Origin of the sequence: Sphingomonas sp. C3-2 (assembly GCF_033025475.1) — a bacterium.
Lineage (GTDB): Bacteria > Pseudomonadota > Alphaproteobacteria > Sphingomonadales > Sphingomonadaceae > Sphingobium_A.
This window is the reverse complement of sequence record NZ_CP130322.1, coordinates 1818471-1843173: the sequence shown is the minus strand read 5'-3', so window position 1 is coordinate 1843173 and position 24703 is coordinate 1818471. Positions and strand designations below refer to the sequence as shown.

Below are 24703 nucleotides of genomic sequence, written 5' to 3'. Positions count from 1 at the left end.
CCAGCGCTCACCTAGGCGTTTGGGCCATGCAGCTTTTCGACGTCATTGTTGTGGGCGGCGGTCATGCCGGATGCGAGGCAGCCGCAGCGGCCGCCCGCACCGGCGCGCGCGTCGCGCTCGTCAGCTTCCGCGCCGATGCGATCGGCGCGATGTCGTGCAATCCCGCCATTGGTGGACTGGGCAAGGGGCATCTCGTCCGCGAGGTCGATGCGCTTGACGGGCTGATCGGGCGCGCCGCCGACCATGCCGCGATCCATTATCGAATGCTCAACATGAGCAAGGGCGCGGCGGTCCAGGGGCCGCGCATTCAGGCCGATCGCAAACGCTACAAGGCCGCTATCCAGCAGATGCTCGCCGAGCAGGACGGGCTGACCGTGATCGAGGCCGAAGCCAGCGCGCTGCGCTTTGCCGAGGATGACAGTCGGACGGTAACAGGGCTGGTGCTCGGCTCGGGCGAAACGCTCGGTGCCGGTGCCGTCGTGCTCGCCACCGGCACCTTCCTCAACGCCAAGATGTTCTGCGGTGAGTCTATCACCCCCGGCGGCCGGATCGGGGAAGAGGCTGCGCAGACTCTGGGCGACCAGCTGCGCGCGCTCGAGCTTCCGATCTCGCGGCTCAAGACGGGGACACCGCCGCGTCTCGATGGGCGGACGATCGATTGGGCGGCGCTCGAGATTCAGCCGACCGATGACGCCGACTGGACGATGTCGCCGCTCAGCACCGGCCGGGTGGCGCCGCAGCTTTTCTGCGCGATCACCCGCACCAACCAGCGGACCCATGATATCATCCGCGCGTCGCTCGATCGCTCGCCGCTCTATACCGGCGCGATCGGCGCGCGCGGGCCGCGTTACTGCCCCTCGCTGGAGGACAAGGTCGTCCGCTTTGGCGACCGCGATGGCCACCAGATCTTCCTCGAACCCGAAGGGCTCGACGATCCGCTCGTCTACCCCAACGGCGTCTCGACATCGCTCCCGCGCGAGATCCAGGTCGATCTCCTCCGCAGCATGAAGGGGCTCGAAAAGGTCGAGATCGTTCAGCCGGGCTATGCGGTCGAATATGACCATATCGACCCGCGTGCGCTTGAATCGTCGCTCGCGGTGCGCGGGGTGAACGGGCTGTTCTGCGCCGGGCAGATCAACGGCACGACGGGCTATGAAGAGGCGGCCGCGCAAGGGCTTGTCGCCGGGCTTAACGCCGCGCGCCATGTCGGGGGGCAGGGGGCGGTGATCTTCGACCGCGCCGACAGCTATCTCGGCGTGATGATCGACGACCTTGTGCTGCAGGGAATCACCGAACCCTACCGTATGCTCACCGCGCGCGCCGAATATCGTCTGCGGCTGCGCGCCGATAACAGTGCGACGCGGCTCACCGGAATCGGGATTGCCGCAGGCTGTGTCGGGGCAGCGCGGCGGGACTGGTTTGCGACCCGCGAGGCGCAGCGTACCCGCGCGATCGGCTCGCTTCAGCAGGTGGTGAGCGCACAGCGCATGGCCGAATCGGGCGCGAAGGTATCGGCCGATGGGTCGAAGCGCTCGCTCTATGAATGGCTGCGCTTCCCCGATGTCGGCCGCGCCGATATCGACCGCGTGTCGGATGCATTCGCCGATGTCGCCGCCGACCTTGCCGACGAGATCGCCGAGGACGCGCATTACGCGCCCTATCTCGCGCGCCAGGAATCGGAGATTCGCGAGCTGCGCGCCAATGATTCCGTCCGCCTCGGCGAAGCGATCAACTATCGCGGCATCGCCGGGCTCTCGAACGAAATGAAGGAACGGCTTGAGGCCGCGCGTCCCGAAACATTGGGCGCCGCCTCGCGCGTGCGGGGGATCACCCCGGCTGCGCTCTCCGCTATCCTGATCGAGGCCCGCCGGGCAGCAAGCATATGACCGAAGACGAAGCACGCGCCTGGCTGCGCGATCATCTGGCTGTTCCACGTGAAACAGAGGAACGGATCGAGGCGTTCATCGCCTTCCTGCTGGAGGAGGGCGACAAGCAGAATCTGATCTCCGCCTCGACGCGCGAGCATGTCTGGGCGCGCCATATCGTCGATTCCGCGCAGCTTGTTCCCAAGGCCAAGGATGCGCCCGCAGGGCCGTGGATGGACCTTGGATCGGGCGCGGGCTTTCCTGGCCTCATCGTGGCGGCGCTCACCGACCGACCGATCGTGCTCGTGGAATCGCGCCGCAAGCGCGTCGACTTTCTTGGGGAGTCTGCGGAGATATTGGGGGTGGGAGACCGCGTTCGTGTCGAGGGGCGGCGGCTCGAGACGGTCGAACGCTTCGACGCGGCGGTCATCAGCGCCCGTGCCTTTGCCCCGCTTGAGCGCCTTTTCGCGCTTGCCGAGCGATTTTCGCGGCCAAATACGCTATGGCTTTTGCCCAAGGGCAGAAATGCGCCGTCGGAACTGGAAGCCGCGTCAAAGACATGGCAAGGTGTGTTTCACGTGGAACAGAGTCTGACCGACGCGGACTCATCGATCATCGTGGCGCGCGGCGTCAAACGGGGGAAAGCATGATCCGCATCGCGGTAGCAAACCAGAAGGGTGGAGTCGGCAAGACGACGACCGCCATCAACCTCGCAACCGCGCTCGCGGCTTCGGGCTGGCGCGTGCTGCTGGTCGATCTCGATCCGCAGGGCAATGCTTCCACCGGCTTGGGCGTCAATCCCAGCGACCGTCCGCAGTCGAGCTATGACGTCCTCACCGGCGAATGCAGCGTCGAAGAAGCCGTGATCCCGACCAAGGTGCCGCGCCTCGATCTGATCGCGGCGACGGTCGATCTGTCGGGCGCCGAGATCGAACTGGTCGAATATGAGGACCGCACCCACCGTCTCGATGCCGCGTTCAAGTCGGTTGAGGATCGCTGGGACATCTGCCTGATCGATTGCCCGCCGTCGCTCGGCCTGCTCACGATCAACGCGCTTGTTGCGGCCAAGTCGTTGCTCGTGCCGCTGCAGTGCGAATTCTTCGCGCTCGAAGGGTTGAGCCAGCTGCTCAACACGGTCGATCTCATCCGTGGTCGATTCAATGCCAGCCTCGAGATTCTGGGTGTCGCGCTCACCATGTATGATCGCCGCAACAATCTGACTGAACAGGTCGCTGAGGATGTGCGCGCCTGTCTGGGCCCGGTGGTGTTCGACACCGTCATCCCGCGCAATGTCCGCCTGTCCGAAGCGCCGAGCTTTGGCATGCCCGCGCTGATCTACGACATTCGCTGCGCGGGCTCGGAGGCCTATATGGCGCTGGCCCGCGAGCTGATCGGGCGCCTGCCCGCACGGCCTAAGGCGGTGGCGGCGTGAGCGGCGAACCGGGCGCCGTCGCCCCCAAGAAACGCCATTCGGGGCTGGGCAGGGGCTTGAGCGCGCTGCTCGGCGAAGTCGCGCGTGAGGAACCCGTCGCACCCGCCACGCCGCGATCGGGCGGGGTGAAGATGGTATCGGTTACGGATATGAAGCCGCATCCGGGGCAGCCGCGCCAGCATTTCGACGAGGATGCGCTGTCCGAACTGGCCGCCTCGATCGCCAAGCGCGGGGTGATCCAGCCCATCGTCGTGCGTCCGCATGGCCCGGGTTACCAGATCGTCGCGGGGGAACGCCGCTGGCGCGCGGCGCAGCGGGCGCATCTGCATGAAGTTCCTGTTATCGTTAAGGATTTCAGCGAGTCCGAAGCGCTCGAAATTGCGCTCATCGAGAATATCCAGCGCGAGGACCTGAACGCGATCGAAGAGGCCGAGGCCTATAAGAAGCTTGCCGAGGAATTCGGTCACAGCCAGGAGGCGCTGGGCCGTCTGGTCAACAAGTCGCGCAGCCATGTTGCCAATCTGCTGCGCCTGCTCGAACTGCCGCTCAAGGTTCGCGATCTCGTCGCGAACAAGACGCTCAGCATGGGCCATGCCCGCGCGCTGATCACCGCGCCCGATGCCGAGGCGCTGGCCGAGGACGTGGTGCGCCGCGATCTTTCGGTGCGCGATACCGAGGCGTTGGTGCGATCGGCCAAGCCCGGCCGCGCGGCACCGGCGACACCCGTGGAACCCCGTGTCGAGCATGAGAATGCCGATATTCTGGCGCTCGAGCGCCAGCTCGGCGATCTGCTCGGGCTCAAGGTGCGGATCAACCACGGCGAAAAGAATGGCTCGCTGACGCTCAGCTACACCACGCTCGATCAGCTCGACATGATCTGCCAGCGGTTGAGCGGCGAAAAGATCTGATTGGCGACAGCGCCGCGCGTGTCGCGGCGGGCGCGTCAGCGCTTGCGCGCGGCGGCGCGGCTGATGGTGAGGAGCGCTTCGTCGCCCATCGCGGTGCCGAGCGTTCCCGACGCCTTGAGCGCGCGTTCGGCGTCCATGAGGCGGTGGAGCGCGGTGGCGAGCCGGGGCGAATCCCAGAGCCCCAGCTGACGCTGGACCGCGGGCTTTTCCTTCCAGAAGATCGCCTTGCCGGCGGAATTCATCACCGCCTCGACATGGCCGCCCTCATCGACCTGCGCGCGCAGCTGAATCAGCAAGTGGACGCGTTTCAGCACCGATCGGAGCAGCGGAATCCCCTCGATCCCGACGGCGGCGAGTCGCGCGAGTTCCACGCCGAGCATCGCCGGGTTACCGCTCATCACCGCATCGACGACACGGCTCATGTCGCCTTCGTCCGAATCCGCGCCGAGCAGATCGAGCGTTGCATGATCGAGCTCGACCGGATGATCGGGATCGGCGTCGAGATAGAGCGCGAGCTTTTCGATCTCGCGCAGCAGCACCGCGCGGTCGCCCGCGGCCGCTGCGGCAAGCCGCTTGGCGATCTCGGGGCTGGCGAGGCGCAACCCGGCGTCGCGCGCCATGGAGGCGGCAAGCCGGTCCGCCTGCTGCCCCTCGGGCGCATAGCTGGCAAAAGCGAGGATCGCGGGATGCCCCAAAGCGAACTTCAGAAGCCCGCTGGTGGCCTTTAGCGCGCCGGCTATGGCAACGACCGGATTACCCGCTGTTGGGGCCTCTACGAGCGCCTGAACGGCCAGAAGGGCGTCTTCGGCATTGGAGAGCGAGAGACGGATGTGCCGCGCGCCGCCGAACAGCGAAATCGATGCAGCTTCGTCGGCGAGCAGTGCGGGATCGCCCTTGATCGTGGCGGAATCGAGTTCGATCCGTTCGGCCTCGGGCCCCATGGCGCGTTCAAGCCGCGCGGCGAGCGCCCGCGACCCCGATTCATCGGGGCCGTAGAGCAGGATTAGCCGGTTTCCGGGGGAGGGGGCGTCGAGCGCCCGCTCGACCTGCGCCAGATTGGCCTTCACGGCGTGTCCGCGGCCGGCAAATCCTTGGTCCGCGACGCGAACAGCGCAATCCGCGCGACGATCTGGTCGGCAATCGCCTGCGACATGTTTTCAAGCGCGGTGTTCTCGGCGGCGATCGTCGCATATTCCGAAGACACGATGTCGATGCCCGTATCCGAACCCGCGGTCGCGTCGAGCATCACCGTGCCCTTGTCGGTGGCGACAAGCCGGTAACGCGCGCGCAGCGTTCGCCGTTCGCGCGTCACCGCATCATCGCTGCGGATCGCATAGCCGATGATCTGGTCATCAAGCTCCACCTCGAGCCGGTAGCGTGCCGCGCCCTTGGGCACTGCGGCAAGACGGTCGGCGAGTGCGCTCCGCACCAGCCAGCCATTCTTGCCCGCGATGGGCCCGATCTCGATCTCGCCCAGCGCCTGCGCGGCGGGGCCGGAGGCACCACCGCTATACAGGGGCCGCAGGCCGCAACCGGCCAGCGACAGCGCGCCGAGCGCGAGGAGGAGTGCCGCGCGCTTCACGCGACGATGTTGACCAGGCGATCGGGCACGACGATCACCTTTTTCGGGGTGGCGCCATCGAGCTGGCGGACGACATTGGGGGCAGCAAGTGCGAGCGTTTCCAGCGCGTCCTTGGCCATGCCCTTGGCTACCGTCAGCGTGTCGCGCAGCTTGCCGTTGATCTGGACCGCGATGGTCACCTGATCGTCGACGAGGAGCGACGGATCGACCGCAGGCCAGCTGGCATCGGCGACAAGCCCTTCGTTGCCCAGCTTCTGCCAGGCTTCTTCGGCCAGGTGCGGCACCATCGGCGACACGAGGCGCACCATCGCGTCGATCGCGGCGGTGCGCGATGCCGAGGGCTTTGCCTTTTCGATGACGTTGGCGAGTTCGTAGAGCTTGGCCACCGCCTTGTTGAAGCCAAGACCCTCGATATCTTCGGCGACGCCGGCGATGGTCTTGTGCAGCTTGCGCTCGAGATCCTTGTCCTCGCCCTCGGCCGGGGCGGCGCCGTCGATCATCCGCCACAGGCGATTGACGAAGCGCCAGGCGCCCTCGATCCCCGATTCAGACCAGGGCAGATCGCGTTCGGGCGGGCTGTCCGACAGCATGAACCAGCGCACCGCGTCGGCACCATATTGGTCGACGATCGGGCCCGGATCGACCGTATTCTTCTTCGATTTCGACATTTTCTCGACACGGCCGCGCACGATCGGCTCGCCCGTTTCGAGTTCGACGATCGCGCCCTCACGCGCTTCCACCTCAAGCGGCGAAAGCCAGCGGCCATCGTGCGACTTGTAGGTTTCGTGCGTCACCATGCCCTGGGTGAACAGCCCGGTGAAGGGTTCGGTCACGTCGATCTTGCCGATCTTGGCCAGCGCGCGCGTCCAGAACCGCGCATAGAGCAGGTGCAGGATCGCATGTTCCACGCCGCCGATATACTGGCCGACGGGCAGCCAGCTTTCGGCCACCGCCTTGTCGAACGGCTTGTCGTCGGGCTGGCTGGCGAAGCGGATGAAGTACCAGCTTGAATCGACGAAGGTGTCGAGCGTGTCGGTTTCGCGCCGCGCGGGCTTGCCGCATTTGGGGCAGTCGACATGCTTCCAGGTCGCGTGGCGATCGAGCGGGTTGCCGGGGATGTCGAAGCTGACATCCTCGGGCAGCTTGACGGGCAACTGGCTCTTGGGAACCGGTACCACGCCGCAGCCTTCGCAGTGGATGAAGGGAATGGGGGTGCCCCAGTAGCGCTGGCGCGAAACGCCCCAGTCGCGCAGGCGCCACACCGTGGTGCCCTTGCCCCAGCCATCGTGCTGCGCGCGCGCAATCACCGCGGCCTTGGCGTCTTCCACTTCCATCCCGTTCAGGAAATGCGAATGGACGAGCTTGCCGGGGCCGACATAGGCCTCGTCGTCGATCGGCTCATGCTCATGGCCTTCGGGGGCGACGACGCGGTTGACGGGCAGGTCGTATTTGCGCGCGAAATCCAGATCGCGCTGGTCGTGCGCGGGGCAGCCGAAGACCGCGCCCGTGCCATATTCCATCAGCACGAAATTGGCGACATAGACCGGCAGATGCCAGTTGGGGTCGAACGGATGCTCGACGCGCAGGCCGGTGTCGAAACCCTTCTTTTCAGCGGTTTCGATCTCGGCGGCGGCGGTGCCCGTCTTCTGGCATTCGGCGATGAACGCCTGCAGCTCGGGGCTGTTCTTGGCCAGTTCCTGCGCGATCGGGTGATCGGCGGCGATGGCGGTGAAGCTTGCGCCGTACAGCGTGTCGGGGCGCGTGGTGAACACCTCGAACCCGCCGGGGCGACCGGCGAACTTGAAGGAGAAACGCATCCCGACGCTCTTGCCGATCCAGTTTTCCTGCATCAGGCGGACCTTTTCAGGCCATTGGTCGAGCGTCTTCAATCCGGCGACGAGATCGTCGGCGAAATCGGTGATCTTGAGGAACCACTGGCTAAGCTTGCGCTTTTCGACAAGCGCGCCCGAGCGCCAGCCCCGGCCGTCGATCACCTGCTCATTGGCGAGCACGGTCATGTCGACAGGGTCCCAGTTCACCGCCGATTCCTTGCGGTAGACGAGGCCCGCTTCGTACAGGTCGAGGAACAACGACTGTTCCTGGCCATAATATTCGGGCTCGCAGGTCGCGATCTCGCGGCTCCAGTCGAGCGCGAAGCCGAGCCGCTTCAACTGCGCCTTCATCGAGGCGATATTGTCGCGCGTCCACGCGCCGGGATGGACCTTCTTTTCCATCGCGGCATTTTCGGCGGGCATGCCGAAGGCGTCCCAGCCCATGGGGTGGAGCACCTCATGTCCGGTCATCCGCCGGAAACGGGCGAGCACGTCGCCCATCGTGTAGTTGCGGACATGGCCCATATGGATGCGCCCCGAGGGATAGGGGAACATCTCGAGCACATAGGATTTGGGCTTGTCGCTGGTATCGGAAGCGTGGAACGTGCCACGCTCTTCCCAAACGGCCTGCCAACGGGCGTCGGCCGCCAGCGGATTGAAACGCGAAGTCATTATACGTTTAGGTCCGGATCAGTCGTAAAGAGCAGTGCGGCGCAGATCGCGCGCCTTGGTCAGGATGATTTCTTCCAGCTTCTGGACGGTTGCCGCCTGCACCGGCGCATCCACCCATTGGCCGTTCTGGTTCACCTGGCGGAGCGCTGCGATCCTGAGCGCGTCGGCGCGCAGATCCTGGTCGAGGATCGATACGGTCAGCTTCATCCGTTCGGTGGGCGAATTGGGATTCACATACCAGTCGGTCACGATCACGCCGCCATTCGAATCCGTCTGGACGAGGGGCATGAACGACAGCGTGTCGAGGCTTGCGCGCCACAAATAGCTGTTGACGCCAATGGTCGTCACCCGCGAAGCGGCGAGATCGGTGGTCTTGCGATCGTCACGCGGGGTGATGCCAAGATCCTTCTTCACCCAGGCACAGCCCGAAACGGTGGTGAGAAGGCCAATCGCAATCACGGCGCTGGTCAGGCGGGCCATCAAGAAATCCTTAGAAACGTGCACAGTCACGGCCGTTATAGATACTGTGGCGCTGCCCGCAAGCACCGGATTTCGGGGGTATCGGACTACCCTGTGTGCGATGTGCAACAGATGGCGGAAAAATGCGTAGATCGCTGGAAATTTCAACGAAGGTCGTGATATGCGCCATTGAGTAGATCAAGGATTCGAAGCGGAACGATGAAAGCGAGTCGGGCAATTTGGGCATTGGCGGGGGTGGCGGCAGCCGCAACCGGCCTGATGCTGTCGCCCACGATTCTCGCGGCCCGCGAAACGCTTGCCCCGACCGCCAAACCGCGCGTTTCGCTGACGGCGCAGGGCGGGATCGGATCCTTCACCCCGGCCGCCGCCGATCCGCGCCTTGCCGCCATTCTGGCCAAGAGCGAGCTGGCGAGCACCGGTTTCCGCTTCACCCCGCCGGGCGATGCCGCGCAGAGCCGCCGTGTCACCGTCGCCGTGCGGGCGCGCACCGCAGGCCGTGTGACGAGCCTCACCGGGCGCGATGAAATGGCCGCGCTTGGTTCGATGGGCGCCTCGGCCTCGACCTATAATCTCGGCGCGTCGATCGGCTGGAAGCGTTTTGCGCTTTCGGGTGACGTTGCTCGCATCGATACCGGAATCCAGCCGGGCGGCCGCGAAGTCGTCACCGCCGGCGCCAGCTATACCGCGCCGCGCTGGAGCGGGCGGGTTCAGCTGGGTGCGGATCGCAGCATCGGCCAGCATACGCTGCGCGCGGTGCAGCCCGAAAACACCTATTCGCTCGACGTGGGCGGCAGCTACAGCCTGAGCCGCAACCTCGACGTGACGGCGGGTGTGCGCTACCGGCTTGAGGAACGCGACCGGCTTCAGCCGCTGGCGAGCGACAATCGCCGCGACAGCCAGGCCGTCTATATCGGCACCGCCTTCAAGTTCTGATGAAGGCGGGGCGGGGCGGGCTTTTCCCGATCGCCTCTACAACGCTTAGCTTCCTGAAATCTTGAGCAGCGCCTCAGCGTGGCTGCGGCGTGAGCGCGTCGATCGCCGCCCAGCCGTGCAACCCCCGGATTTTCAGCGCCCGCGCACGGTGTGACGTCATGCCGCCAAGCCCGATCACAGGCCGTCCCGCCGCCCGGATCAGCGCGGCGGCCTGAAATCGGCGCAGCGCCGGGCTGCCGGGGTGCGAGCGGGTGGCGTGGAGCGGGGAGATGAAGACAATATCCGCGCCGCGCCGCTGCGCCGCGCGCAATTCGCGGGCGTTATGCACCGGCGCGCTGTGGAGCTGACCGGGCAGCGCCCGGCCGCTGCGGCCGTGAAACCCGTTTGCGCCCCATTGCCGCGCCTGCGTAGGCGTGGCGGCGAGCAGCAGTGTGATCCGCCGCCGCCGCGCTTCGGCGCGCACCGCATGGAAAAGCGCCCGGCGCGCGGCGTCCCCAAGGCTGTAATGGCGAAAGACGATTCCCGCGCCACGCGGCAGCGCCTTTACCGCGGGCAACAGCCGCGCGCCCATGCGTTCATCGGTCATCAGCCACAGGCTGGGCACATTGCGGGGGTGGCGGCGCGTCATCCGCCTGCCTATAGCAGCGGCCATGGACGAACAGGAAATCACCGCAGCGGCCACGCGCCGCGAAGCCGTGCTGGGCACGATCGCCAAGGCCGCCCGGATCGCGGGCCGCAAGCCCGCCGAGATCGCGCTTATCGCCGTATCGAAAACGCATGGCGAAGATGCGATCCGGCCGATGCTGGCCGCTGGCCAGCGGGTCTTCGGCGAAAACCGCGTGCAGGAAGCCGAGGCGAAATGGCCTGCGCTGCGCGCCGAGTATCCCGATGTCGCGCTGCATCTCGTTGGCCAGCTCCAGTCGAACAAGGCCGAGGATGCGGTTCAGCTGTTCGACGCCATCCATTCGGTCGACCGCCCCTCGCTCGTCGCCGCGCTCGCCAAGGCGATGGAAAAGACCGGCCGCCGCCCCGATTGCTTCGTCCAGGTCAATATCGGGGATGAAGAGCAGAAGGGCGGCTGTGCGATCGCCGATCTGCCCGCGCTGCTCACCGAGGTGCGCGCGGCGGGGCTTCCGCTCAAGGGGCTGATGTGCGTACCCCCCGCCGATGTCGAGGCCGCGCCCTATTTCGCGCTGCTCGCCAAGATCGCGCGCGACAATGGGCTGGATCAGCTCAGCATGGGCATGTCGGGCGATTATGAGACGGCGGTGACGATCGGCGCCACCCATGTCCGCGTCGGTTCGGCGCTGTTCGGCGCGCGCGCATGAGCTTTGCGGGCCTGCTCTTCGATTTCGACGGCGTGCTGATCGAAAGCGAATATGCGGGCAACGCGCATCTCGCCGAAACGCTCACCGCGCTGGGCCATCCGCTCAGCACCGAGGATGCGATGGCGCATTTCATGGGGCTGTCGGGCGATCAGTTCCTCGATGCCATTGCCGCATGGATCGGCCGTCCGGTGCCCGAGGCGTTTCACGCCATGCGCGCGGCCGAAGATGCCCGCGTGGTTGCCGAGGGGGTTCCGCCGGTCAAGGGCGCGGCCGCTTTCGTCGGCGCGCTGGCGCCCGATCTGCCGCGCGCGATCGTGTCCTCAAGCTCGACGCGCTGGATCGAGGCGCATCTGGGGCATCTCGGGCTGCGCGGCAGCTTTGCCCATATCTTCAGCGGGCGCGAACATGTCGCCCGCGGCAAGCCCGCGCCCGACATCTATCTTCATGCCGCCCAGGCGCTTGGGATCGATATCGCCAACACGCTGATCATCGAGGATTCCCCCGTCGGCGTAACCGGCGCGGTCGCCTCGGGCGGCTATGTCGTCGGCTTGTGCGCCGGCCAGCACTGCGCGCCCGATCATGGCGACAAGCTGCGCGCGCTGGGCGCGCGCCACATCGTTCACGGGTTTGACGAGATCGCCGCGCTGATCGGCTGAACCGCTATCAGAGCTGGTGGCCGGTCCGGTCGCGCTTGGTGTCGAGATAGCCCTGATTGTGCGGATTGGGCTCCATCGCGTGCGGAACGCGTTCGACCACATCAATCCCTTCGCGCCGCAGCCGTTCGACCTTGTTGGGGTTGTTGGTCAGTAGCCGGATGCGCGTCTGGCCGATCAGCTTGAGCATCTGCGCGGCGACGCCGAAATCGCGCGCGTCGATCGCAAAGCCCAGCCGGACATTGGCGTCGACCGTGTCGTGCCCCTGATCCTGCAGGCTATAGGCGCGCAGCTTGTTGACCAGCCCGATGCCGCGCCCTTCCTGGCGCAGATAGAGCAGAACCCCCCAATGGGCGGCGATCTCGTGGAGCGCGCCGTGGAGCTGCGGCCCGCAATCGCATTTGAGCGATCCGAGCACATCGCCCGTCAGGCATTCACTGTGGAGGCGGACGAGCGGGGGCGTGCCATCGGGCGTGCCGATGATCAGCGCGACATGCTCGCCCGCATGTTCGGTGCTGCGAAAGGCAACGATTTCCGAATGCTCGGCCACTTCCACCGGCAGCCGCGCGCGCGCCGCGATTACTAGTGCGCCGGCATCGTCATAGGCGGCGATATCCGCCGGGGTGATCACCACCTCGGCACCGCGGCCTTCGGGCGCATCGGTCGGAATCAGGAAGAAGGCGGGCAGGATTCCCGCGATCCGCGCCAGTTCAAGCGCGGCGGTGGCGGCATCGGGGGCCGCGCAGCCGATGGCGCGGAACGGGCCTTTGAGCGGCGTCGCAAGATCGAGCGCGGGATCGGCAACCGCAACCGCGCCCGCCAGATCGATCCACGGCGCGCGGCCGACGATCACGGGCTTTTCGGGCTGTGCCGCCTCAAGCTGGTTGGCGAGCTTGAGCGTCGCCGCACGCCCCGCCGAAATCAGCAGTGCGGCCTTAGCCTCGGGATCGAACGCGGCCAGACGCGGTTCGTCGGCGGTTTCGATCGCGAGCAGCGCCAGCGTGCCGCTGGTGCCGCGGATCGCGATCGGCCAGCCACGGCGTAGCGCGTCGATCGCCCGCGCGGCGGCGCGCGGCTGGGCGCCGGCCGTGCTCAAAACCGGAACTCCGTCACCAGCGGGATATGGTCCGACGGCTTCAGCCAGCTGCGGCAATCCTCGTGTACGCGGTGGCCGACCGCCTGTGCCGCGACATCCTTGGTCGCCCACATGTGATCGAGCCGGCGGCCGCGATCCGATGCCGCCCAGTCCTTCGCGCGGTAGCTCCACCAGGTGTAGAGGCGTTCGGGCGCGGGGATGAAGCTGCGGCCCAGATCGACCCAGTCATTGGCGGCCTGCAACCGGCCCAGCGTCTCCACCTCGATCGGCGTGTGGCTGACGACGTCGAGCAGCTGCTTGTGGCTCCACACGTCGCATTCGAGCGGCGCGATGTTGAAATCGCCCACCAGCAGCGTCGGCACGTCGAGCTGTTCGGACCATTCGATCATTCGCTGGAGGAAATCGAGCTTCTGACCGAATTTGGGATTGACCACGCGGTCGGGCACGTCGCCGCCCGCCGGGATATAGACATTTTCGAGCCGCAGCCCGTTTTCCAGCCGCACGCCGACATGGCGTGCCTCGCCATTGGCCTGCCAGTCCAGCCGGTCGTCCTCGAAGATCGGAATCTTCGACACGATCGCCACGCCGTGGTGCATCGGCTGGCCGTGCAGAATCTGGTGGGTATAGCCCAGCCGGCGGAACGCATCGGCCGGGAAGGTCGCGTCCACCGTCTTGGTTTCCTGAAGGCAAAGCACGTCGGGCGCCTGTTCGCGCAGAAATCGTTCGACGATCTCCATGCGAAAGCGAACCGAGTTGATGTTCCAGGAGGCGATGCTGATCGTATCGGACATGCGCAGGCCCTAAACCATTTCGGGGGCGGGAGGGAACACCCTCGCTGCATTTGGCTGCCGGTGCGATGATTTGCGCCGGAAAAGGTTGGCCCCCGCTCCAGGGGGCGTGGGCGGGGGCCAGGTTCGCTTCGTCACGCGAAACGGCGTGGGGCCATTCTGGCAACAGGGGGAAATCCGGAATCCGCCCCACATCCGCAAGGATGATGTCTAATTCCCCCTTCCTGTCCGCAATATGAATGAACGCGGTCGGCCAGGGGAATTAATCCTTTTCGATCAGTGGCCCCGTGCCTTGGGGCGCGGATCGCGCCACTGGAACGCGCTTTCGGGCACCGCCATGTTGAACTTCTGATTGCTCAGCCGAATGGTCGTGCGGTTGTTCTGCGCGTCGAGCGCGACCCAGCCCTGCAGCATCAGCCCGCCGGGGGCGGAGGGGTTGCGGACAAAGGCCAGCGTCAGCACGCCGAATTCGGGGTGCTTGGGATCGCGCGCCTCGACCACGACGATGCGGTCATCGGCCGACGGCACGATCTTGGCGACGCCCGCCAGATTCTTGGCGGGATCAAGCAGCACCGCGAGCGGCGACTTGCCGATCGGCCAGCGCTGCACCTGATTCACCTGATAGTCGATCATCGTCAGCGCCTTGCCGTCACCCACGATCAGCAGCGGGATTCCCTTCTGGTACTGGAAGCGGATCTTGCCCGGGCGCTTGATGGTGAGTGTGCCGGTCAGCACCTTGCCGGCGCGGTCGGTCTGCGAAAAATCGGCGGTCAGGCTGTTCACCGCCTGAAGATGCGCGGAGACGCGGTCGAGATCGCCGGGGGCCGCGATGGCTGCGGGCGCGGCGAGGCCGGCCAACCCGATCGGGGCGACGGCAAGCGCGAAAGCGAGGCGACGAAACATGCTATACTCCTGACTTCCTGTCCTCGCCGCTATGCGGGTCAGGGATTGAATGCCAACTGAACCCGCTTCAACCCGGCAAGGGGCGCCTGCGTTCCGACATAGGGAGGGCAGAGCGGGGGGATCAGACCGGGCGGCCGTCGGTATCCATCAGCACCTCGCGACGGCCGACATGGTCGGGCCGCGAAACCAGCCCCTCCTTTTCCATCCGCTCGATCAGCCGCGCCGCGCTGTTATAACCGATGCGCAGCTGGCGCTGCAGCCAGCTGGTCGACGCCTTCTGGCTCTCGGCAACGAGCTGGCACGCCTTGCGGTAGAGCTGGTCCTCGGGGCTGTCGTCGCCCGACGGGGCACCGTCGAGCGCATAGCCGCCATCCTCGGGTTCCTCGGTCACCGCCTGGATATATTCGGGCGCGCCCTGGGTGCGCCAGTGATCGGCGATGCGGCCGACTTCCTCGTCGGAGACGAAGGGGCCGTGGACGCGCGCAATCTGCTTGCCGCCGGGCATATAGAGCATGTCGCCCTTGCCGAGCAGCTGTTCGGCGCCCTGTTCGCCCAAAATGGTGCGCGAATCGATCTTCGACGTCACGGCAAAGCTGATCCGCGTCGGCAGGTTGGCCTTGATGACACCGGTGATGACGTCAACCGAGGGGCGCTGCGTCGCCATGATCAGGTGGATGCCCGCCGCGCGCGCCTTTTGCGCAAGGCGCTGGATCAGGAATTCGACTTCCTTGCCCGCGGTCATCATCAGGTCGGCCAGCTCGTCGACCACGATCACGATCTGCGGCAGCGCGTGATAGTCGAGCTCTTCTTCCTCATAGATCGGCTGGCCGGTATCGCCGTCATAGCCGGTCTGGACGCGGCGGCCGAGCTTCTGGCCCTTTTGCCGCGCGCCGTTCACCTTGTCGTTGAACCCGGCCAGGCTGCGGACGCCCACCGACGCCATCATCCGGTAGCGTTCCTCCATCTGCTCGACCGCCCATTTGAGTGCGCGGACCGATTTCGCCGGGTCGGTGACGACCGGCGACAGCAGATGCGGGATCCCGTCATAGATCGACAGTTCGAGCTGCTTGGGGTCGATCATGATCATGCGGCACTGGTCGGGGCTGAGCCGATAGAGCAGCGACAGGATCATGCAGTTGAGGCCGACCGACTTACCCGAGCCGGTGGTCCCCGCCACCAGCAAATGGGGCATGGGCGCAAGATCGGCGATCACCGGATCGCCCGCGATGTTCTTGCCGAGGATGAGCGGCAGCTGCCCGCCCTGATCGGCAAAGGCCTGTGACGTCACCAGTTCGTGGAACGACACGGATTCGCGATTCTTGTTGGGCAGCTCGATCCCGATCACGCTGCGTCCCGGAATCGTCGCGACGCGCGCCGACAGCGCGGACATATTGCGCGCGATATCGTCGGCCAGCTGAATCACGCGGCTCGCCTTGATCCCGGCGGCGGGCTCGAGCTCGTACATGGTGACGACCGGGCCGGGGCGCACCTCGACGATCGACCCCTTTACATGGAAATCGTCGAGCACGGTTTCGAGCAGGCGGGCGTTGCGCTCGAGCGAGGACTTGTCGACCGTCTGGCCCGAATTGGCGGGGGCGGGATGGAGGAGGCTGGTCGAGGGCAGGGCATAGCGATCGTGCAGGTCGAACGCGGTCTGCTCGGCCGGGCCCGTCTTGGCGCGGTCGGCGGGCAAGGTCTTGCTCTCGGGCAGCGAGATGACGGGCGCGCGGCGTTCCTCGGCGGCCTGTTCGGGGCGTGGCTCGGGCGCGGCGCGGCGCGGCGCCTCGGGCACGATCTCGTCGTCTTCCTCGTCGAAATAATAGGCGTCGTCATCGGCGGCCTGCGGCGATGCGCTCTTGCCCCGGCGGCGGAACAGCCAGGCGCGTTCCTCGTCGTCAAGGCCAAGGCATTTGGCCCAGAGCACGATTCCCGATCCCGCGAGCGTCACGAGAATCGCTGCACGTACCCAGGATCGCACCGTCTCGTCGCCCAGGAGCGCGAGCAGCCAGTCGAACCCGCTGGCGATCCCGATTCCGAACGCGCCACCGAATCCGCCGGGCAGATAGGGCAGCGCATTGCCGCGGAACACCGCAAGCGACGCGCCGATCAGGATGATTCCGCCCAGCGCGCCCAGCGTGCGGCGGCGCCAGCGGCCGATGGGCACGCCGCGCAGCATCCGCGTGCCGAAAACGATGAGCAGCGGCACGATCAGCCCGATTGCGGGGCCGAAGAAGGAAAGGAGGATATCGGCGGTCCATGCGCCTGCCGCACCGACGAAATTGCGCGCAGGGCCTTCGGCTGCGGTCATCAGCGACGGATCGCTCGGGCGATAGCTCAAAAGCGCGATCACCAGGAGCAGCGTGAGCACTATGATCGCCGCACCGCCGAGCAGCACGCCGGTGCGCTCTGCGCTACGCTTCATCGACTCCCGCCACTCGGGCGCGTCCTTGTTCATGCTGCGGCTTGCCATGCCCACCCCGAAATCTGCGGAAAATTCGCTATTTTTGCGCGCGCACAATGCCGGGGGGCGGGTTGTCGCGTCAAGTGCGCCGGACCAGTTCGGGCAATCGGCTGGTCGCAGCGCCTGCGGGCTTTTGCGTGGGCGCCGGGTAGGATAAGGACAGGCACATGAACGAGATCGCGAGCGAGAAAAGTGACGTCATCATCCTCGGCGGCGGGCTGGTCGGGCTGACGCTCGCCATCGCGCTCGACCGCAACGGGATCAGTTCGGTGGTGATCGATCCGGCCAATCCCGATGCCGTGGTCGCCCCCGGCTTTGACGGCCGCGTCTCGGCGGTGGCGAGCGCGAGCTGGCGGATGCTCGAGGCGATCGGCGTCGGCAGGCATCTCGAAGGGCAGGGCTGCCCGATCCGCGAAATCCGCGTGAGCGATGGCCTCAAGCCCGGAATCCTCGATTTCCGGCCCGAAGAAGAGGAAGGCCCGCTCGGCATCATGTTCGAAAACCGCCTGTTGCGCGAGGCGCTGCGCGCGGCCTCGCTCGAGGCGAAGAATATTCGTCTGCGCATGCCCAACCGCGCGGTGGATGTGGTGCGCGATGCCAGCGGCGTCACCGCCACGCTCGACAATGGCGAAGTGGTGAAGGGCGCACTGCTCATCGCGGCCGAGGGCCGCCGTTCGCCCACGCGCGAGGCGGCGGGCCTCAACGTCGCGCGCTGGGACTATCATCACGTCGCGATCATCTCGGCGTTCGAGCATGAAGTCCCGCACGACAATGTCGCCTACGAGATATTCTACCCCGCCGGGCCGTTCGCGCTGCTGCCGATGCTGCCGGGCAATCGCTCGGCGCTGGTATGGACCGTATCCGCCAAGGATGCGCCGGGGATGCTCAAGCTGTCTGATCGCGGCTTCTGGGCGGAAGCCGAAAAGCAGATGGGCGGTTTCCTCGGCAAGCTCACCCCGGTCGCGCCGCGCCAGAGCTATCCGCTCAATTTCCATCACGCTGCGCACATCACCGACGAACGGCTGGTGCTGGTGGGCGATGCCGCGCACGGTATCCATCCGATCGCAGGGCAGGGGCTCAACCTCGGCTTCCGCGATGTCGCCGCGCTCGCCGAGGTGCTGACCGAAGGCGTACGCATCGGGCTCGACTGCGGCGATGCGCAATTGCTCGCGCGTTATGAACGCTGGCGCGGGCTCGACACCTTCATGGTGGCCACCGCTACCGACACGCTCACCCGCCTGTTCGGGATTCCGGGCGACGCCGCATCGGCGGTGCGGCGTTTCGGCCTTGGCATGGTCCAGCGCATTCCGCCGCTCAAGCGCAGCTTCATGGCCGAGGCGCGCGGTGAATCCGGCGCGCTTCCCAAGCTGCTGCAGGGCATGCCGATCTGACGGGCTTTGCCTGATCCTCTGGCGCAATCGGGGTTGAGGCGATAGAGGCGCCTCCATCATCTTTGCGCAAGGGAGAAAGACTATGCAGGCGGTTGGCGTAATCGGCGCGGGCCAGATGGGCTCGGGCATCGCTCAGGTTTCGGCGCAGGCCGGCTATCATGTCTATCTGGCCGATGCGAAGCTGGAAATTGCCGAGCGGGCCAAGGAAGGCATCGCCAAGCAGCTCAACCGTCTCGTCGAAAAGGAAAAGATCGACGCCGCCGCGCGCGATCAGGCGCTGGCCCGCATTCAGCCCGTGGGCGATTTCGAGCCGATGGCCGCGGCCGGTCTGGTGATCGAAGCCGCCACCGAGCGCGAGGAAGTGAAGCGCGCGATCTTCGAACAGGTCGGCAAGGTGCTGGGGCATCAGGCGATCCTCGCGTCGAACACCTCGTCGATTCCGATCACGCGCCTGGCGCAGGCATCGCCCGATCCCAAGCGTTTCATCGGCGTCCACTTCTTCAACCCGGTTCCCGTCATGGGCCTGATCGAACTGATCCGCGGCCTCGCCACGGCGGACGAAACCGTGAAGACCGTCGAAACCTATGCCAAGGCGCTGGGCAAGCAGGTCGTCCACGCCAATGACGCGCCCGGCTTCATCGTCAACCGCATCCTGCTGCCGATGCTCAACGAAGCCTGCTTCGCGCTCGGCGAGGGCGTCGCCTCGATCCGCGACATCGACACCGCGGTGCAGCTTGGCCTCAACCACCCCATGGGGCCGCTCACGCTTGCCGATTTCATCGGTCTCGACACCTGCCTCGAAATCTGCCGCGTGCTCCACGAAGGCACCGGCGATCCGAAATATCGCCCGGCGCCGCTGCTCGTGAAATATGTCGAAGCCGGCTGGTATGGCCGCAAGGTGGGTCGCGGCTTCTACGACTATTCGGGCGCGGAACCCGTTCCCACCCGCTAAGCGTAAATCGCTTTACCTCTCCCCGGATCATATTAGGGTTTTCGCCGACGATCCGGGGGGATTTCATGCAGTTCAGATTATTGTCCGTTGCGGCGCTTGCCCTGTGCGCGCCGTCCGTTGCCGACGCCGCCAAGGAACGCTGAGAACTGGTTGCGCCGCGTCCGCCTCAACCAGGCGCTCGCCATTCATTATCTCGAAGGCGGCAATCCCAAGGGTGCGCTTAGGGATGCCGCGACGATCCGCGCGGCGCTTGCGCCCATCTATATCCGTCCCAAAAGCTGACGGCACGGGGCCGGGGGGCGATTTTTGTTTTGCCTCCGGCCCCGCCACGCTATGCGGGCGGCGTCGCCACCGGGCCGGGAACCATCATGACTGTTACGATACCGCGATCCTTGTTCGTCTTTTCCGTGCTGTATGGCGGGATGACGTGCGTCGCGGGCGTGCTCGGCAACAAGCAGGTGAGCCTCGGGCCGCTTGCGGTGGAGGCCGGCATTTTCGCCTTCCTGCTGCTCGTCGTCATGTCGAGCGCGGTGGCCGAACTGCACGGCCGCGACAATGCGGGCAAGCTCGTCCGCTTCGGCTTCATCCCGCTCATTTTCGCGATCCTGCTCTTCGAACTGGTGCTCGCGCTGCCCGCATCGCCCAGCATGGAACCGGCGCGGCTTGAGGGGTTCCAGCTCGTCCTGTCGCAAAGCCCGCGGCTGATGTTCGCCGGGATCATCGCTTATGGCGTCTCCCAGATGCTCAACATCACGATCTTTTCGGCGCTGCGTTCCGACAGCGGCCGCGCCATCTGGGTGCGCGGCGCGATCGCTGGCGTGCTCTCCCAGGTCGTCGATTCGCTCATCTTCATCACGCTCGCCTTTTACGGCGTCTTCCCGATCGGCGAATTGCTGCTCGGCCAGATGCTCGCCAAGGCGGTGCTGTCTGCGGTCATCGTTCCGCCGCTCATCCATGTCTTTGTCGCGCTTGGCCGCAAGCTCGACGCCAACCCCGCGAAAGTAATGCCGTGAACCACGCACCCGATCCCTCGCTGCTCGCCAAGGCCGAAACCCTCACCGAGGCGCTGCCCTATATGCAGCGATATGCGGGCAAGACCTTTGTCGTGAAATATGGCGGCCATGCGATGGGTGATCCCGAGCTGGCGCGCGATTTCGCTGAAGATGTCGTGCTGATGAAGATGGTCGGCATCAACCCCGTCGTCGTCCATGGCGGCGGGCCCCAGATCGGCGCGATGCTCAAGAAGCTGGGCGTTGAATCGCAGTTTGTCGACGGGCTCCGCGTCACCGACGCCGAAACCGCCAAGGTCGCCGAAATGGTGCTCTCGGGCGCGATCAACAAGGAACTGGTCTCGTGGATCGCCGCCGCCGGTGGCCGCGCGGTCGGCATTTCGGGCAAGGATGGCGGCTTCGTCACCGCCGAAAAGGTCACGCGCACGCGCCGCGATCCCGACAGCAATATCGAACAGGTCGTCGATCTCGGCTTTGTCGGCGAACCCTCCTGTGTCGATCGCACCGTGCTCGACACGATCTCGGCCTCGGGGATGATCCCCGTCGTCGCCCCGATCGGGGTCGGCGCCGATGGGCATACATACAACATCAACGCCGATACGATGGCGGGGGCGATCGCTTCGGCAATGGATGCGTCGCGTCTTTTCCTGCTCACCGATGTTCCGGGCGTGCTCGACAAGCAGGGCAATCTGCTCAGCGATCTCGATCCCGACGCGATCGCCGGGCTGCAGCAGGACGGCACGATTTCGGGCGGGATGATCCCCAAGCTCGAAACCTGCGTCAACGCGGTGAAGGGTGGCGTCGACGCCGCGGTCATCCTCGACGGCCGCGTGCCGCATGCGATGCTGCTCGAAATCTTCACTCGCAAGGGGGCGGGTACGCTCGTCCGCCGCTGATCGGCGCGTGGCGGGGCAGGGGGCATGCCCATCGGTGATGCCGAAGGTTGTCCCCGGCCCGCGCTATCGGCTATCGGGTTAGAAGATCGTTACAACGGGATACGTCCATGCTGATGCTGCTGCAGATCGTTTATTTCCTGCTTACCGTTCTGTGGTGGGTGATCATCATCCAGGCGATCTTCTCCTGGCTGGTCGCGTTCAACGTCGTGAACACGTCGAGCGATCTCGTCCGCTCGGTGCTCTATGCGCTCGATCGCATCACCGCGCCGATCTATCGCCCCATTCGCCGGATCATGCCCGATCTCGGCGCGCTCGATCTGTCGCCGCTCGTCGTGCTGCTGATCCTCTATATCCTGATGAACATCGTCCTGCCCAACGTCATGTATTCGCTGGGCTGATTGGCGGCCTGGCGCGCGGATAAGGACGGGCTGACCGTCGCGATCCGGGTTACCCCCCGGTCCTCGCGCGATGCCGTCCTGCCGCCGCAGGAAGACTGGCTTCCGGTAAAGCTGCGCGCGCCGCCCGTCGATGGCGAGGCGAACGCCGCGCTTATCCGCTTCCTCGCCAAATCGCTCAAGCTGTCGCGCAGCGAGGTTGAACTGATCAGCGGCGAAACCGCCCGCCTCAAACGCGTCCGGCTGAAAGGGGATCCGGAGCAACTGGCGCAGGCGCTCCGGCAACTGATCGGGTAGTTGCCGCCAGGGGGCGGCTGGCAAGGGCGTCGAGGATCGCCTGGCCATAAGCCGTTTTCTGGAACAGCGCGGCGCGCGCGCGCGCCTGATCGGGCGTTATGAACCCTTGATCGAGTGCGATTTCTTCGAGGCACGCGACCTGAATGCCCTGTCGGCGCTGGATGGTCCGCACGAATTCGCTCGCGTCCAGCAGGCTGTCATGGGTTCCGGTGTCAAGCCAGGCATAACCCCGGCCCATCTGTTCGACGAAGAGATCGCCCAGTTTCATGTAGATCTTGTTGATGTCGGTTATTTCCAGCTCGCCGCGATCCGATGGGCGCAATTTTTTCGCAAAATGGACAACGCGGTTGTCGTAGAAATAAAGCCCCGTCACCGCATGGTTCGACACCGGCTTTCGTGGTTTTTCTTCGATTTTCCGGGCAAACCCCATCTCGTCTATGTCGACGATGCCATAGCGCTCGGGATCATCCACCCGGTACGAGAAGATCGTTGCGCCGGTGCTGCGCTCTGCGGCGCTTTTCAGCAGCTCGATCAGCCCCGCGCCGAAGAAGATATTGTCGCCCAGGATCAGCGCGACACTGTCGTCGCCGATGAAGTCGGCGCCGATCAGAAAGGCCTGGGCAATCCCCTCGGGGCGCGGCTGGACGGCATATTGGATGGAGAGGCCAAGTTCTGCGCCGTTGCCGAACAGGCGGCGGTAATTGTCGATATATTCGGCGCTCGAGATGATCAGCATCTCCCGGATGCCTGCGAGCATCAGCACCGACATCGGGTAATAGATCATCGGCTTGTCATATATCGGCAGAAGCTGCTTGTTGACGGGGAGCGTCGCCGGTTGGAGGCGAGTGCCCGCGCCTCCGGCAAGGATGATGCCTTTCATGGGGTTTTTCCGATTATTTCGTCGAGGATATCGCCGAGCGCGGCCTGCCAGTCGCGCGGCGTGATGGCATAGGCGGCACCAATGGCGCTGTGGCTCAGCCGTGAATTGGCGGGCCTGTGCGCCAGCGCCGGAAAGGCGCTTGAGCCGATCGGAACGACGCGCGCCGAGGGGCCGCCGCGCGCGGCCGATTGCCGAAATATTTCTTCGGCAAAGCCTGCCCAGCTTACGGCGCCCGCATTGCTGAAATGGAATATGCCCGTGGGGGCATGCGGATCGTTCGCAAGCCGTAAGGTGACCGTCTGGAGCGCCTGAGCCAAGTCCGCTGCGCTGGTGGGGGTGCCGTGCTGATCGTCGACGACGCTGACCGACTCTTGGGTCTGGCCGAGCCGCAGCATGGTCGTGACAAAGTTTTTGCCATGGCCGCTCACCAGCCAGCTGGTGCGGATGATCGCATGGCGCGCGCCCGAGCTTTGGATCGCCAGTTCGGCGTCGCGTTTCGAGGCGCCGTAAGCGTTGAGCGGCGCGGTCGGTGCGTCCTCGGCCCAGGGGCCTTCGCCGTCGCCTGAAAAAACATAATCGGTCGACAGCTGGATCAGCGGCGCTCCCGTCGCGGCGCAGGCCTGCGCAAAAGCCGCCGGGGCAAGCGCGTTTACCGCCCAGGCGGTTGCGCGGTCATCCTCGGCCTTGTCGACCTGGGTATAGGCCGCGCAATTGATGATCGCCGCCCAGTCGCGCGATGCCACGATCTCGGTGATCTGCCGCGTATCGCACAAATCAAGCACCGCGCGATTGGTCGCGACGATCTCCCAGCCACCGGGCCAGGTCAGCCGCTGCAATGCGGTTCCAAGCTGCCCATCGGCGCCGGTGACCAGAACGGCGCGCGTGGCCTGCATCAGGCCGCCAGCCCCTGGCGGTGGCCGATCTGCCGGCTGGCCAGGATCGGTTCCCACCAGTCCCTGTTCTGCAGATACCACTCAACCGTCTTTCTGAGGCCGGACGTAAAGCTTTCCTGCGGCACCCAGCCCAGTTCTTCCCTGATCCGCGACGCATCGATCGCGTAGCGCGCATCATGCCCGGGGCGATCGTCGACATGGGTGATCTGCTCGGAATGGCTTTTGCCGTCCACCCTCGGCCGAATCTCGTCGAGCAACGCGCAAACCGCGCGGACGACCTCGATATTCTGCTGTTCGCTGTTCCCGCCGATATTATAGCTTCGGCCGGGGATGCCGCGCTCGAAAACCGCCTGAAGCGCGCGGACATGATCCTCGACATGCAGCCAGTCGCGTACATGCCCGCCATGCCCGTAAATCGGCATCGGCTCGCCCGAAACCGCCTTGATGATCATCAGCGGGATGAGCTTTTCAGGAAGGTGATAGGGGCCGTAATTGTTCGAACAATGCGTCATCAGCACGGGCATGCCATGGGTGTGGCCCCAGGCGCTGACGAGATGATCCGAACCGGCTTTCGACGCCGAATAGGGTGAGCGCGGATCATAGGCGCTTGTTTCGGTAAACAGGCCGTCCTCGCCGAGCGATCCGAAAACCTCGTCGGTCGAGACGTGATGAAAGCGGAAGGCGCCGCGCGCGTCGGCACCGAGCGTGCGCCAGTAACTCTGGACTTCCGAAAGCATCGTATAGGTGCCGACGATATTGGTCTGGATGAATGCCTCCGGCGCATCGATCGAACGATCGACATGACTTTCGGCGGCCAGATGCACCACGATCTGCGGCTGGAATCGACGGAGCGCATGGGCGACGGCCGGGGCATCGCAAATGTCGCCCTGCACGAAGCGATAACGGGTGTTGGCCGCAACGCGCTCCACGGTCGACAGCGATCCGGCATAGGTCAGCTTGTCGAAATTGAGCAACTCGTGCTTTGTGTGGTCGATCAAGTGCCGGACCAGCGCTGAGCCGATAAAGCCGGCGCCGCCGGTGACGAAGATGCGCATC

At 65.5% G+C, this 24703-nt stretch carries 26 protein-coding genes; 14 read left to right on the top strand and 12 right to left on the bottom strand.

Going from position 1 to position 24703, the window contains the following annotated elements; genetic code table 11:
• Nucleotides 1-26 precede the first annotated feature (26 nt).
• From mnmG to QYC26_RS08935, 4 genes are read left to right on the top strand one after another with little or no spacing between them, the layout of a single operon-like run.
• Complete coding sequence (gene mnmG / locus QYC26_RS08950; protein ID WP_317511889.1) at nucleotides 27-1886, top strand: tRNA uridine-5-carboxymethylaminomethyl(34) synthesis enzyme MnmG; 1860 nt, start codon at nucleotides 27-29, stop codon at nucleotides 1884-1886.
• Nucleotides 1883-2515 carry a 16S rRNA (guanine(527)-N(7))-methyltransferase RsmG gene (gene rsmG, locus QYC26_RS08945; protein ID WP_317511888.1) on the top strand — a complete coding sequence of 211 codons (633 nt, stop codon included), beginning with the start codon at nucleotides 1883-1885 and terminating at the stop codon, nucleotides 2513-2515. Before mnmG ends, rsmG begins: the two co-directional genes overlap by 4 nt.
• Complete coding sequence (locus QYC26_RS08940; protein ID WP_317511887.1) at nucleotides 2512-3297, top strand: AAA family ATPase; 786 nt, start codon at nucleotides 2512-2514, stop codon at nucleotides 3295-3297. The genes rsmG and QYC26_RS08940 overlap by 4 nt, the downstream gene beginning before the upstream one ends.
• Nucleotides 3294-4205 (top strand): ParB/RepB/Spo0J family partition protein, encoded by a 912-nt coding sequence (locus tag QYC26_RS08935; RefSeq protein WP_317511886.1) that lies wholly within the window; start codon nucleotides 3294-3296, stop codon nucleotides 4203-4205. The genes QYC26_RS08940 and QYC26_RS08935 overlap by 4 nt, the downstream gene beginning before the upstream one ends.
• 35 nt (nucleotides 4206-4240) lie before the next feature.
• On the opposite strand, the gene holA is transcribed toward QYC26_RS08935, so the two are convergent.
• From holA to QYC26_RS08915, 4 genes are read right to left on the bottom strand one after another with little or no spacing between them, the layout of a single operon-like run.
• The gene (gene holA, locus QYC26_RS08930; protein WP_317511885.1) at nucleotides 4241-5272 is read right to left on the bottom strand and encodes a DNA polymerase III subunit delta; all 1032 of its coding nucleotides are present in this window, start codon (nucleotides 5270-5272) and stop codon (nucleotides 4241-4243) included.
• On the bottom strand, nucleotides 5269-5787 hold the full coding sequence (lptE, locus tag QYC26_RS08925) for an LPS assembly lipoprotein LptE (RefSeq protein ID WP_317511884.1): 519 nt from the start codon (nucleotides 5785-5787) through the stop codon (nucleotides 5269-5271). The genes holA and lptE overlap by 4 nt, the downstream gene beginning before the upstream one ends.
• A complete protein-coding gene (gene leuS / locus QYC26_RS08920; protein WP_317511883.1) occupies nucleotides 5784-8291 on the bottom strand; it encodes a leucine--tRNA ligase in 2508 nt (835 codons plus the stop codon). Before leuS ends, lptE begins: the two co-directional genes overlap by 4 nt.
• Before the next feature lie 18 nt (nucleotides 8292-8309).
• Complete coding sequence (locus QYC26_RS08915; RefSeq protein WP_317511882.1) at nucleotides 8310-8771, bottom strand: DUF3576 domain-containing protein; 462 nt, start codon at nucleotides 8769-8771, stop codon at nucleotides 8310-8312.
• Nucleotides 8772-9005: 234 nt separating this feature from the next.
• Between QYC26_RS08915 and QYC26_RS08910 the strand changes: the two genes are divergently transcribed.
• Nucleotides 9006-9704 carry a porin gene (locus QYC26_RS08910; RefSeq protein WP_317511881.1) on the top strand — a complete coding sequence of 233 codons (699 nt, stop codon included), beginning with the start codon at nucleotides 9006-9008 and terminating at the stop codon, nucleotides 9702-9704.
• Between the two features lie 73 nt (nucleotides 9705-9777).
• On the opposite strand, the gene QYC26_RS08905 is transcribed toward QYC26_RS08910, so the two are convergent.
• Nucleotides 9778-10332, bottom strand: a complete 555-nt coding sequence (locus QYC26_RS08905; RefSeq protein WP_317511880.1) for a thiamine phosphate synthase — start codon at nucleotides 10330-10332, stop codon at nucleotides 9778-9780.
• A 22-nt stretch (nucleotides 10333-10354) separates the two neighbouring features.
• Here QYC26_RS08905 and QYC26_RS08900 point away from each other — a divergent pair, with 22 nt between their 5' ends.
• Both QYC26_RS08900 and QYC26_RS08895 read left to right on the top strand, forming a co-directional pair.
• Nucleotides 10355-11032, top strand: a complete 678-nt coding sequence (locus QYC26_RS08900) for a YggS family pyridoxal phosphate-dependent enzyme (RefSeq protein WP_317511879.1) — start codon at nucleotides 10355-10357, stop codon at nucleotides 11030-11032.
• Nucleotides 11029-11688, top strand: coding sequence for an HAD family phosphatase (locus tag QYC26_RS08895; RefSeq protein WP_317511878.1), 660 nt, complete (start codon nucleotides 11029-11031; stop codon nucleotides 11686-11688). Before QYC26_RS08900 ends, QYC26_RS08895 begins: the two co-directional genes overlap by 4 nt.
• Nucleotides 11689-11695: 7 nt before the next feature.
• On the opposite strand, the gene ribA is transcribed toward QYC26_RS08895, so the two are convergent.
• The 4 genes from ribA to QYC26_RS08875 form a co-directional block, all read right to left on the bottom strand.
• The gene (gene ribA / locus QYC26_RS08890) at nucleotides 11696-12781 is read right to left on the bottom strand and encodes a GTP cyclohydrolase II (RefSeq protein ID WP_317511877.1); all 1086 of its coding nucleotides are present in this window, start codon (nucleotides 12779-12781) and stop codon (nucleotides 11696-11698) included.
• Entirely contained in the window at nucleotides 12778-13572 is a 795-nt protein-coding gene (locus QYC26_RS08885) for an exodeoxyribonuclease III (RefSeq protein ID WP_317511876.1), read from the bottom strand. Before QYC26_RS08885 ends, ribA begins: the two co-directional genes overlap by 4 nt.
• A gap of 273 nt (nucleotides 13573-13845) precedes the next feature.
• Nucleotides 13846-14472: an outer membrane lipoprotein carrier protein LolA gene (locus QYC26_RS08880; RefSeq protein ID WP_317511875.1), complete on the bottom strand. Its 627-nt coding sequence runs from the start codon at nucleotides 14470-14472 to the stop codon at nucleotides 13846-13848.
• 121 nt (nucleotides 14473-14593) lie between these two features.
• Entirely contained in the window at nucleotides 14594-16942 is a 2349-nt protein-coding gene (locus QYC26_RS08875) for an FtsK/SpoIIIE family DNA translocase (protein WP_317511874.1), read from the bottom strand.
• 158 nt (nucleotides 16943-17100) lie between these two features.
• Between QYC26_RS08875 and QYC26_RS08870 the strand changes: the two genes are divergently transcribed.
• The 7 genes from QYC26_RS08870 (at nucleotide 17101) to QYC26_RS08840 (ending at nucleotide 21874) form a co-directional block, all read left to right on the top strand.
• The gene (locus QYC26_RS08870; protein WP_317511873.1) at nucleotides 17101-18324 is read left to right on the top strand and encodes a UbiH/UbiF/VisC/COQ6 family ubiquinone biosynthesis hydroxylase; all 1224 of its coding nucleotides are present in this window, start codon (nucleotides 17101-17103) and stop codon (nucleotides 18322-18324) included.
• An 82-nt stretch (nucleotides 18325-18406) separates the two neighbouring features.
• On the top strand, nucleotides 18407-19276 hold the full coding sequence (locus QYC26_RS08865) for a 3-hydroxybutyryl-CoA dehydrogenase (RefSeq protein ID WP_317511872.1): 870 nt from the start codon (nucleotides 18407-18409) through the stop codon (nucleotides 19274-19276).
• Nucleotides 19277-19426: 150 nt separating this feature from the next.
• Entirely contained in the window at nucleotides 19427-19558 is a 132-nt protein-coding gene (locus QYC26_RS08860; RefSeq protein ID WP_317511871.1) for a hypothetical protein, read from the top strand.
• Between the two features lie 86 nt (nucleotides 19559-19644).
• The gene (locus QYC26_RS08855) at nucleotides 19645-20289 is read left to right on the top strand and encodes a queuosine precursor transporter (protein ID WP_317511870.1); all 645 of its coding nucleotides are present in this window, start codon (nucleotides 19645-19647) and stop codon (nucleotides 20287-20289) included.
• Entirely contained in the window at nucleotides 20286-21182 is an 897-nt protein-coding gene (gene argB / locus QYC26_RS08850; RefSeq protein WP_317511869.1) for an acetylglutamate kinase, read from the top strand. The genes QYC26_RS08855 and argB overlap by 4 nt, the downstream gene beginning before the upstream one ends.
• A gap of 107 nt (nucleotides 21183-21289) precedes the next feature.
• The gene (locus QYC26_RS08845; RefSeq protein WP_317511868.1) at nucleotides 21290-21580 is read left to right on the top strand and encodes a YggT family protein; all 291 of its coding nucleotides are present in this window, start codon (nucleotides 21290-21292) and stop codon (nucleotides 21578-21580) included.
• Nucleotides 21581-21874, top strand: coding sequence for a DUF167 family protein (locus QYC26_RS08840; RefSeq protein ID WP_317511867.1), 294 nt, complete (start codon nucleotides 21581-21583; stop codon nucleotides 21872-21874). It begins immediately after the preceding gene.
• Here the strand turns inward: QYC26_RS08840 and rfbA are convergent.
• The 3 genes from rfbA to rfbB are packed head-to-tail and all read right to left on the bottom strand — an operon-like array spanning nucleotide 21807 to nucleotide 24702.
• Nucleotides 21807-22754, bottom strand: coding sequence for a glucose-1-phosphate thymidylyltransferase RfbA (rfbA, locus tag QYC26_RS08835; RefSeq protein ID WP_317511866.1), 948 nt, complete (start codon nucleotides 22752-22754; stop codon nucleotides 21807-21809). The two genes, QYC26_RS08840 and rfbA, sit on opposite strands and share 68 nt — an antisense overlap.
• On the bottom strand, nucleotides 22751-23647 hold the full coding sequence (rfbD, locus tag QYC26_RS08830) for a dTDP-4-dehydrorhamnose reductase (RefSeq protein ID WP_317511865.1): 897 nt from the start codon (nucleotides 23645-23647) through the stop codon (nucleotides 22751-22753). Before rfbD ends, rfbA begins: the two co-directional genes overlap by 4 nt.
• Nucleotides 23647-24702 carry a dTDP-glucose 4,6-dehydratase gene (rfbB, locus tag QYC26_RS08825; RefSeq protein ID WP_317511864.1) on the bottom strand — a complete coding sequence of 352 codons (1056 nt, stop codon included), beginning with the start codon at nucleotides 24700-24702 and terminating at the stop codon, nucleotides 23647-23649. The genes rfbD and rfbB overlap by 1 nt, the downstream gene beginning before the upstream one ends.
• Nucleotide 24703 lies beyond the last annotated feature (1 nt).